The sequence below is a fragment of the Dolichospermum lemmermannii CS-548 genome, from assembly GCF_028330815.1.
Lineage (GTDB): Bacteria > Cyanobacteriota > Cyanobacteriia > Cyanobacteriales > Nostocaceae > Dolichospermum > Dolichospermum lemmermannii.
The window spans coordinates 1-2673 of sequence record NZ_JAQMTJ010000054.1; the positions used below are offsets into that span (position 1 = coordinate 1).

The following is a 2673-nucleotide window of genomic DNA, read 5'->3' on the forward strand; positions in this document are numbered from 1 at the left end:
AAAATTTACTTAAATCTAGGCTGGTTTCCTATTAATTCTCAATAATTAATGTTTATTGAGAATATAGGCTCTTTCCAGAAAAGCCTCTAACCCTTTTGAATACTCATTTTTAGCTGGTTTTCTTACATCGAACTCAGGTAACCTACGAGCGATTCCTGCGGAGCGCTTCGCTATCGCACTTAGTCAAGGTGTAAATGGCAACCTGACAAAAGCCCTTTGGGAATCTAAGAAACGGTCTTTGCGGTTGATACCAAAACAGTGTTAGCCATTACCATCTATTTAGACGCGGAGATTAAAATTAAGTATTTATAGTTCCGTCACTGTCCACTGTAACCCTTGCATCTGGTTAGACTCAACGACTTTTGGATGCGGATCAATTGGTTTGATTAGACTTCTCAATTTAAGCTGTACCTTTGAAGGGTCAATAACACGTGGAAATAACTTTGAAGTTTTTACTGGTTGCTCAAGATGCAAAACAACACGCAACTGTTGCCCTTTCAAAATTTCCCCACCAAAATTACTTTCGGATATGTCTGATGCGTGAATCTTGGCAGGTAACATAGCCGCAAGGGTATACAAGACTTTTTGCACTACTTCATCTGCTAAATCTATGGTTTTAGTCCGAGGATGCTGTCTATAGTCCTTGGCTTCAATTAACCATATCACCTGACTCTCAATTGCGAGAAGATCAACTGCTTTAATTCCAGGCGACATCTTAGAGAACTGGTGACGATAAAAAGCCCATTCATCGTACTTGCAAACTTTCCATGAATCGGGAAAGGTAAATATCAAGCTATCAACCTGGATGTTTATCACACTCAAACCCCACTACTGATAAAGCGATCAGATTGAGCAAGCTCTTCGTCCAGTGTTGTAATATCGCCAATTTCGTCAATTGTATCTCCTTGGTTGACCACAACACCGTCATCTGAAAAGTGCAAACCAAAGAATCGTGAGTTGAGTTCAATATTTTGCTTATCAGTCATTAATATTTCAAGCTCACGCAACAGGAATAAACTATGAGTGGCAATAAATACTTGAATCCCTATTTTACTTAGGCTCACAATGCTTTGAGCTACTTGTTTTATCAGAAGTGGATTGAGATTTGCTTCAGGCTCATCCCAAAATAGAAAACCTTTGTCCATTAATACCCCAGTTGCAATTAAACGCGCCAGCATTGCTAATTTACGCTGGCCTTCTGCAATAAGTGGCATCTCAAAGCGACCGCGCTCATTTTTTAAATAAAAACGCCCATTCTTATCTAGCTCGATTGAGCCACCCATTGATGTTTCAAGCGGAGCTAACAATTCTTGAATTCTTTTCTCTTTAGTCCCTCGCTGTAAAGGAGCGCCTAGAAGTATACAAGTGTCTCGCCAAGTTTCTTCAAATTCAAGGTAATGGCCTTCGTAAACGGAAACAAAGTTTGGGAAAATACTAAGCAATTCACGAGTTGGGATATAAGCTGGTGAAGTGTCAAGCCAACCCTTTGGAACTTTCTCGATTAGCACTTCTGTTTTACTATTTGTAGAAAAGCTAAATTCAAAATTGAACTGTTTATCTTCAAACAAGAGTTTAATGTCACATCTCTCACGTCCTTGCTTTCGTCGAGCGAGCCGTCCAAGAGATTCTGGACGAAAAACATTGATAAGCTTGTCAGCTAGACGAGTTTGCATTAAAGCTTTTGTTGGTGTACTACTTGTTGGCTTGCGGCTTTCTTCCCAACTGGTTGCAAGTGCTGAATAGGCAACTTTAAGAAGATGTGTTTTCCCCGATCCGTTTTCTCCAACTATTACATTCAGATATTTAGAGAATTGGAGATTTGCACTAGGAAAAACTGTGAAGTTTTTAATATTTAGATTATTTAGCATAGATTATTTTAAATGTTTACACTAATATTTTGTACTAATCGAACAGATTATATCAACCAACAAGCGATTCCTAGGTCGCGCTTCGCTATCGCACTTTATCAATCCAACCTACGAGCGATTCCTAGGTCGCGCTTCGCTATCGCACTTTATCAATCTAACCTACAAACGATTCCTGCGGAGCGCTTCGCTATCGCACTTCATCAATCCAACCTACGAGCGATTCCTAGGTCGCGCTTCGCTATCGCACTGATAGCTGTAATGCTTACAGTTAAAAGATTACAAAATATCTATTTCCCAGTCTTCCAATTGTAGTTGGGGAATGCGTGAAAATTCTTTAGTATTATGTGTAACTAAGATCAAATTATTCGCTAAAGAAATAGCCGCAATTTGTAAATCGTAAGCTCCAATAGGTGTTCCATTAGCAGCAAGTTGGGCGCGAATCTCTCCGAAAATTCTAGCAGACTGGTCATCAAAAGGCAAAGACACAAATTGACTCAAAAATTCTTGCTGTAACCTCAGATTACGCTCTGGGTTAGCACTACGAATTGATCCATAAAATAATTCACCCTTCACAACTGAACAAACAGCAATTTCTGAAAGTGGGATATTCTCCAGCTTTTGTTTTAAATGAAAGTTTTTGCCCTTGAGATAAATAATACAGGCATTAAGTAGGTCGGCGGAAAAGTTTCTAACTATGTAACGAAAAGTTAAGAATGGTTATTTTTGTTAAAATGAATACGTTCTGTACTGTATTGTCCTTTTTCTCCCCTAGCTTTAACCCCATTCATTACGGCATATGCAAGGT

3 protein-coding genes are annotated in these 2673 nt (G+C 39.1%); all 3 read right to left on the bottom strand.

Annotated elements, in window-relative coordinates:
• Positions 1 to 306: 306 nt before the first annotated feature.
• Positions 307 to 816 (bottom strand): cysteine--tRNA ligase, encoded by a 510-nt coding sequence (locus PN450_RS02635; RefSeq protein WP_210422207.1) that lies wholly within the window; start codon positions 814 to 816, stop codon positions 307 to 309.
• A gap of 2 nt (positions 817 to 818) precedes the next feature.
• Positions 819 to 1868: an AAA family ATPase gene (locus PN450_RS02640; protein ID WP_271835343.1), complete on the bottom strand. Its 1050-nt coding sequence runs from the start codon at positions 1866 to 1868 to the stop codon at positions 819 to 821.
• 276 nt (positions 1869 to 2144) lie between these two features.
• Positions 2145 to 2564, bottom strand: a complete 420-nt coding sequence (gene vapC, locus PN450_RS02645; RefSeq protein ID WP_271835344.1) for a type II toxin-antitoxin system tRNA(fMet)-specific endonuclease VapC — start codon at positions 2562 to 2564, stop codon at positions 2145 to 2147.
• Positions 2565 to 2673: the final 109 nt, after the last annotated feature.

Bases quoted from the DNA above. Each gene is read 5' to 3' on its own strand.
- PN450_RS02640 (WP_271835343.1), bottom strand. From the start codon at position 1,868: ATGCTAAATAATCTAAATATTAAAAACTTCACAGTTTTTCCTAGTGCA.